The organism is Lawsonibacter sp. (genome assembly GCF_022777125.1).
Lineage (GTDB): Bacteria > Bacillota > Clostridia > Oscillospirales > Oscillospiraceae > Lawsonibacter_A > Lawsonibacter_A hominis.
Genome location: NZ_JALFGV010000083.1, coordinates 1 through 6,631, shown reverse-complemented (window position 1 = coordinate 6,631; position 6,631 = coordinate 1). Strand labels below are relative to the sequence as shown.

9 protein-coding genes and 1 pseudogene are annotated in these 6,631 nt (G+C 58.7%); 5 read left to right on the top strand and 5 right to left on the bottom strand.

Annotation, left to right across the window (positions count from 1 at the left end; genetic code table 11):
• Positions 1-614: 614 nt before the first annotated feature.
• Positions 615-971 (top strand): sporulation initiation factor Spo0A C-terminal domain-containing protein, encoded by a 357-nt coding sequence (locus tag MR825_RS07105; protein ID WP_287879819.1) that lies wholly within the window; start codon positions 615-617, stop codon positions 969-971.
• A gap of 118 nt (positions 972-1,089) precedes the next feature.
• On the opposite strand, the gene MR825_RS07100 is transcribed toward MR825_RS07105, so the two are convergent.
• The 3 genes and pseudogenes from MR825_RS07100 to MR825_RS07090 form a co-directional block, all read right to left on the bottom strand.
• Positions 1,090-1,428 (bottom strand): cupin domain-containing protein, encoded by a 339-nt coding sequence (locus tag MR825_RS07100; protein WP_186907119.1) that lies wholly within the window; start codon positions 1,426-1,428, stop codon positions 1,090-1,092.
• A 23-nt stretch (positions 1,429-1,451) separates the two neighbouring features.
• The gene (locus MR825_RS07095) at positions 1,452-1,781 is read right to left on the bottom strand and encodes a cupin domain-containing protein (protein ID WP_186907118.1); all 330 of its coding nucleotides are present in this window, start codon (positions 1,779-1,781) and stop codon (positions 1,452-1,454) included.
• A gap of 361 nt (positions 1,782-2,142) precedes the next feature.
• Positions 2,143-2,382: pseudogene (locus tag MR825_RS07090) on the bottom strand (DUF6514 family protein); the annotation flags it as partial.
• A gap of 228 nt (positions 2,383-2,610) precedes the next feature.
• Between MR825_RS07090 and MR825_RS07085 the strand changes: the two are divergent.
• Positions 2,611-3,333 carry a LytR/AlgR family response regulator transcription factor gene (locus MR825_RS07085; protein ID WP_287879816.1) on the top strand — a complete coding sequence of 241 codons (723 nt, stop codon included), beginning with the start codon at positions 2,611-2,613 and terminating at the stop codon, positions 3,331-3,333.
• 138 nt (positions 3,334-3,471) lie between these two features.
• On the opposite strand, the gene MR825_RS07080 is transcribed toward MR825_RS07085, so the two are convergent.
• Positions 3,472-4,110, bottom strand: a complete 639-nt coding sequence (locus tag MR825_RS07080) for a YesL family protein (RefSeq protein ID WP_186907114.1) — start codon at positions 4,108-4,110, stop codon at positions 3,472-3,474.
• A 201-nt stretch (positions 4,111-4,311) separates the two neighbouring features.
• Between MR825_RS07080 and MR825_RS07075 the strand changes: the two genes are divergently transcribed.
• From MR825_RS07075 to MR825_RS07065, 3 genes are all read left to right on the top strand, one after another.
• Entirely contained in the window at positions 4,312-5,001 is a 690-nt protein-coding gene (locus tag MR825_RS07075) for a GntR family transcriptional regulator (RefSeq protein WP_287879813.1), read from the top strand.
• 62 nt (positions 5,002-5,063) lie between these two features.
• A complete protein-coding gene (locus tag MR825_RS07070) occupies positions 5,064-6,020 on the top strand; it encodes a tRNA dihydrouridine synthase (RefSeq protein ID WP_287879810.1) in 957 nt (318 codons plus the stop codon).
• A 12-nt stretch (positions 6,021-6,032) separates the two neighbouring features.
• Positions 6,033-6,272, top strand: coding sequence for a GIY-YIG nuclease family protein (locus MR825_RS07065; protein ID WP_353845872.1), 240 nt, complete (start codon positions 6,033-6,035; stop codon positions 6,270-6,272).
• Here the strand turns inward: MR825_RS07065 and MR825_RS07060 are convergent.
• Positions 6,229-6,631 (bottom strand): hypothetical protein (locus tag MR825_RS07060; RefSeq protein WP_287879807.1); only part of this gene is annotated, 403 nt, incomplete at its 5' end. The two genes, MR825_RS07065 and MR825_RS07060, sit on opposite strands and share 44 nt — an antisense overlap.

The window sequence follows — 6,631 nt, the reverse complement described above, 5'->3', positions numbered from 1 at the left end:
CTCAGCTTCGCTTTTGCCGCCAAGGCTGCGGCGGTTTCTCCCCTCCTCACGCCTCAGGCCCTGAGCGGAAGCATTCCGCCAGGGCCTGAAGCATGCCCGGGCAAAGAGCCGATGGCCCGCCCCGGAAAAATGCACTCCGTCGAAGGCCGGCTCCACGCCCCGGGCCCCCGCATCGGCAAATCCGACGCCAAGCTTCCGCGCCAGGGAGCGTTTCCGGCAACGGTTCCGCCTTGCCCGCACAGCAATCCCCAAAAATCGAATCCCCCCGCGTTCCCGGCGCCGCCGGGGAATAACGGGCATTCCGGGAAACGAAGCGCTAATCGCCGCTGTGCGGTCGCTCCGCACGGCAGCTGCCGTGCAATTGCGCAAACGGACTGCAAACAGCTTCTGTACGCGACTCAGGCATAGAACCCTTTGAACCTCCAGGCGGCCGGCTTGGCCCTGTGCCCATGCGAATACCTTTGCCCGGCTCCGTTTGCACGACGTTCATTTCCATAATACAATATTTTTGGAATTATTTTGCATTTTTCCTTTTTTCGGGTAAAATTCCCTTGCATATTTCCAGATTTTGTTTTATTATAGTTGCAGTGAACCATAAAAAAGGAGTTATTGTTGTGACTGATATCTATGATATCCTCTCCAGGCTCGGCGTCGTGCGGAAATACCTGGGCAGAGACTACCTGGCTTACAGCATCCGGATCACCCTGCAGAATGAAAATTACTTTTTTCTGGTGACCAAGTGCCTTTATCCTGACGTAGCCAGTCATTTCAATACGAACTGGAAGCGTGTGGAACGGGATATACGCACGGCCGTCAAGGCGGCCTGGAAATCCAACCGGGCCTATCTGGAGGAACTGGCCTGCCGGCCCTTGAACGACCCGCCCAAACCCATTGAATTCATCGATATCATTGTTACCTATCTGATCCGTGAGAAGGCGGCAGCCCCTTGCTGGAAGGCCCGGGCCGAGTAAACCGCCGGGCGCAGGCCGGCGCCTTCGCCTTTTCGGTCCGCGCCCGGCGTTTCAAACGAAACGAGCTGTGCTCCAGGTATCTCCGGGCACAGTCCGTCTCCGTGTTGATCCGCTCTGTTCAGTTCGCTTTGACAACCGTGAGCAGCATTTTGAATGGGGTACGCGCCTGCACCGCATGCGGGATCCCGGCCGGCATGATAATGGCGCTGCCCGCCGGGACCGTATGCGCCGCGCCGCCGATCGTGATCTGCGCCTCGCCGTCTAAAACATAAACCATGGCGTCGCCGGGCGCAGCATGGGTGCTGATGCCTTCTCCCGCATCAAAGGCAAACAACGTCATTCCCACGCCGGGACGCTGGGTCAGGGTGAGGCTGACGACCTTGCCCTTCTCGTAAGCCACCTGCTCTTTCAGCGGCAGAGGCTGCGCACGGTCCAAATTCTTGATGAGCTGTTCCATCTGTTTTCCTCCAACTTTTTTGATTATTGCACGGTAATCTGCAGCAGCTTGAATGCGGGCCCGCCTCCCACCGCGTGCAGCGTGCCCGCCGGCACCGCCATACAGTCGCCGGCCCCGAGCAGGTGGCAAGCGCCGTTAACCCGTAACGGCATCTCCCCCTCCAAAACATAGTAGAAGGTGTCTCCCGGATAGCTCTCCTCGCTGACGCCCTCCTTATCAGCGAAGGCGAGCAGCGTCATTTGGCAATGCTCATTCCGGGAAAGCGCCATGCTCACCACACGGTTCGGCTGGAATGTGACCATACCGGAGAGCTGTTCTGTATGGTTGATGGGAAGATGTTTGAATTGCTGCATGGATTCCGCTCCTTCCATGGGACAAGATTGTTTATAGTATAGCACAAAATCAGAAAAAAACGGTTGCAGCTGCAACCATTTTTTTCTGATTTTTAAACCCATCCTTTTCCGCACAGCGTCTGCGGGATTTGATCCGCTGCACCCGACGGCCTCCCCCGCAGTCGGAACGCTCCACTTTGCTGCGCTTTGGCATTGCAAACGTTTTGGCAGCAAAGCGGCTGGAAAATAACGCAATTTTTATTGCGTCCTGCCGTAATACGCGATATAATATGAAATGTGACAAAATGAGAACGGACTCCGGCACGGAACCATCCCGTTTCGGAGTACCGTTTCTGTGGTTCGCCCTGATTTTTCCGGTCCTTTATAAAATCGCGTCTTCAATCACCTCGCGCAAGTGGATGATTTCCAGCTGCAGCCGGTTGCAAATCTCTACGAAGTGCTGGGCAGTCTCTGTGCTTAAAAACACGTCCGGAATGTATGCAACCTGTTCCTGCTGCTGTTCTACGATTTGATAGGCACACACACCAAAAGCAGTATATACGCCTAAGTCGTGATCATGGAACTCCTCCTGAACCGCCTGATAAGCAACCATGATGGCTTCTCCTCTCTGTGGTTTCTTTTGTTCTGGTCCCTATCTTAGCACAACAGGCACTGGTTGTACGCTTTTGGTGAAAACAGGGCGTTGGTCGATGAATTTGTCATAGTTCGGCCTGCGGCAGCAACAATATCTTGTTGAAAAAGCACACCATATTTTCTATTATATGGAATATCGTGTGTTTTGCTTTGGTGGTTCAATTCCTGCCCTTTCATCAAATCGGGAGGTGTTTTCATGCACATCGCGGTCTGTGACGACAGTGCCTTTGACCGTGAATTGATTGTTGAACTGCTACACATCTATTTCGCACAAAAACCATTTCAATACAAATTGGCCCAATATAACAGCGGCATCAATCTGGTGTGCGACGTAGAGGATGGCTGCTGGTTTGATATCATCTTTCTGGATATCTATATGAACGGCCTGCTCGGCATCGACGCGGCGCACAAGCTTCGCGCCCTTGGTTTTGACGGCGCGATCATTTTTCTGACCGCCTCGGCTGATTTCGCGGTGGACAGCTCTGACGTGGCGGCCGCCGGATACCTGCTCAAGCCCCACAGCTTCGATAAGCTGTGCCGGTGTATGGACCGCGTCCTTCAGGATTTTGATATCTGCACGTACCAGGTACAGCAGCGGATGCGAATCGTCCGTGTACCGTATACCGAGATCACGTTCATAGAGAGCTCCAACTCCAAATGCATCCTCCACCGCAGCGACGGCAGTTGTTACGTCGTCTATAAAAAGCTGGGAAAAATCGAGGCGGAACTCAGCGACAGCCGTTTTCTCCGCTGTCATCAGAGCTATCTGGTCAACATGGACTTTATCGCCCAGGCCGACCGCCAATTTCATTTGACTACCGGCGAGAGCGTATTGATCCGCCAGCGGGATCTGAAATCCATCCGTCAGGCCTATCTGGATTATGTCCAACCGCAGGCGAACCCCAAGCCCATTCCATAACGGCCCTGTTCTGGAAGCCAGCTTATCTCATCTGATCAATAAAACGCCAACCAAAAAGGATGGAGAATTGCTCAAAACGGCAATTCTCCATCCTTTTTCAGATCAGGCTTTCATCGGGCCGCGGCCTTCCGCCGCCGTCTATTCCTCCGTCTCCCCGCCGCCGGGGAGCTCCAGATAGGGTCTGAAGATACGCTCCAACGGCAAAGAGGCCAGCAGCGCGGCCACGGCCGGCAGAACCAGCACCGGGATCCAGAAGGAGAGACACGCCCACGCGGCCGCCGCCGTCAGCAGCCCCAGCAGCAGCGTGGAAGGAAGATGGTTCAGCGCCAGTTTCCAGCAGGTGCCGATCAGTCCTCCCGCGCCGAAGGTGAACCGTGAGAGCACGGGGAAGAGATAGCTGATCATCCCGATGGGCAGAAGCAGCAAAAGCAGATAGGCATAGTAAAGGACCACGCCCGCCTTCCCCGTCAGCGCCAGCCGGTAAAGGAAATTTCCCAGGCCGTACAGCAGAACCGCCGCCGCCAGCACTGCAAGCGAAGTAAGCGCGCCCACCTTGAAATTGAGCCGAAAGGAATGGAAGAAGCGCTGGTAAATGTTCCCTGCCTCCCCGCGGCGCAAGATCTTGACCGCCGCGTCGTACAACGCCGCCGTCGCCGGGCCAAGGGTAACCAGCGGAATGCTGCACAGCGCCCACATCAAACTCAGCATCACCAGGTCCGCCAGCTTGTCCGCGGTCCGGAAAAAGGCGTTCTCCGGGTTGAATATTCTGCCAAACAAATCTGCCGCCTCCTCTCCGCATTACGTCCGACACCGCCTTTATTGTACCCCATTCAGGCCCTCAGGTCAATCACACGCTGTGGGCGCCTGATTTTCACCTTTACAGGCGGCGGCATCTTCGGTATAATATGGTACAAAGGCAGAATACCTGTGGTATTCCAACCGGTTTTGCGGATGGAGCAGGAAAGGAGCGCCAAGCCAATGCCAACTCAGCATGATACCAACGCGCTGGTCCAGGCCCCGGAGAGCAAGCAGCAGCAAGTCTACAAGCTCATCCGGGACGCCATCCTGCGCGATGAATTTCCCGCCGGCACCGTCATGGTGGAACGCAAACTGTGCGATATCTATGGGGTCAGCCGTTCCCCCATCCGAAACGCCCTTCAGCAGCTCACCTTTGAGGGGTTTCTCTCCTACCAGCCCGGCAAGGGTGCGGTCGTGGCGGATTTCTCTCTGGAGGATATCCTGGAGGTCTATGACCTGATCGAGCTGTGCCAGCTCTATGCCGTTCGTCTGTGGGCCGAACGCCCCGACGCATTCGCTCTGGAGACGTTGGGCCGGATCATCCAGCGCAACCGGCAGGCCATCGACAGCGGCGATCCCTATGAGACCTCCGTATGGGACCAGCGCTTCCATGAATTTATTGTGGCAAAGGCCGGCAACCACCGTTTGCAGGGCATCTATGAGCAGCTTCACAACCAGCAGCTGCGCTTTATCGCCCGTTCCCTCCACGACATGACCCTCTCGGAGCGTTCCTGTCAGGAGCACAAGGCGATCTGTGAGCAGCTCGCCGCCGGGGACGCCGCCGCCGCCGAGCAGGCGGTCCGCCGGCATTACGCCTCCCTGCGCCAGTATTACGTCCATCTGCTCATCAGTAAAGACTACCGGGCCTGACCCGACTCCGGCGTGCCCATGGCCAGAGCCGTACGTATCCTGCGGAAAGGGACCTGATCGACATGCGTTACTACTTCGCCCCCATGGAGGGGGTGACCGGCTGGCTCTTTCGCCAGGCCCACTGCCACTGGTTCTCCGGGGTGGACCGGTACTTCATGCCCTTTCTTTCGCCCCGGCAGGAACACGCCTTCACCCGCCGGGAGGCCTCCGATTTCCTGCCTGAGCACAATCGGGGCCTGTACGCCGTACCCCAGCTGCTCACCCGCAGCGCGGATGATTTTCTCTGGGCCGCCGGAGTGCTGGCAGACCTGGGTTATCGGGAGGTCAACCTGAATCTGGGCTGTCCTTCCGGCACGGTGGTGGCCAAGGGAAAGGGCTCGGGCCTTCTGGGGCGGAGGGAGGAATTAGAGCGCCTGCTGGACGGCGTCTATGCCCGTGCCGGCATCCCCGTCTCCATCAAAACCCGGCTCGGCCTGAGGGACCCGGAGGAATTTTTCCCTCTGCTGGAGCTTTTCAACCGCTATCCCGTCTGCGAGCTGATCATCCACCCCAGGGTGCAGAAGGACTTTTACCGGAATCAGCCACGGCTGGACGCCTTTGCCGCCGCACTGGCAAGCTGCCGCGCCCCGGTGTGCTACAATGGGGACCTGGTCACGGCAGCGGACTGCGCCGCCCTGATCCGGCGCTTTCCCGGCGTAACGGCCCTGATGGCGGGCCGGGGGGCCGTGGCCGACCCGGCGCTTTTCTCCAAGGCCCGGGGCGGACCGGGCGCAGACCGCGGGGCGCTGCGCGCCTTCCACGACGAACTCTACGCGGGTTATGCGCAGGCCTTCGGCAGCCGCCGCAACGCCACCCTGCGGATGAAGGAATTCTGGTCCTATCTGCTGGGCCTGTTTCAGGACGGGGCGGGCCAGGCCAAGGCCCTGCGCAAGGCGGCCGACCCGGCCGCCTATGAAGCGGCGGTGAATCATATCTTCCAGTCGCTCCCCCTTCGGGAGGATGCGGCGGTCATCTGGTGAGGGGAACGGTTCGTGTCTTATTGGGTCTATATGCTGCGCTGCCGGGACGGCTCTCTTTATACCGGCAGCACCACCGACGTGGAGCGCCGCTGCGCCCTCCACAACGCGGGAAAGGGCGCCAAATACACCCGCAGCCATGGTCCGGTGGAGGTGGTCTATCGGGAAGCCTGTGCCGACCGGTCCGCGGCGCTGCGCCGGGAGACCGCCATCAAGCGCCTGACCCGGTCGGAAAAACTGGCGCTGTGCCGCTGAGATAGTCCCGCACCAGATAGCCGTAGGTCCCGCTCCCGGAAGGGGCGGAATCCCGCCCGGTGACCCAGGAGAGACGAACCACCGGATCCAGTTCCACCAGGGCGTACTGCTCCACCGCATGGTAGCGTACCCGGCCCATTGCGCCGGGGTCCACTATGGTAACCTCGGCATACTGCCGCGGCGCGCCCGCCGGATCGTCTACCAGATAGCGCGCCGTTGCGCCCAGCGGCAGGACCAGGATGGACAGCAGTACCCACGCACACAGCGGGACCAACGCCGCAGCGGACAGCAGGCGTGGCAGCAGCGGCAGACGGGCGCGCACCAGCAGGACCACTGCCAGTACTGCCAGCGCCCCGCCC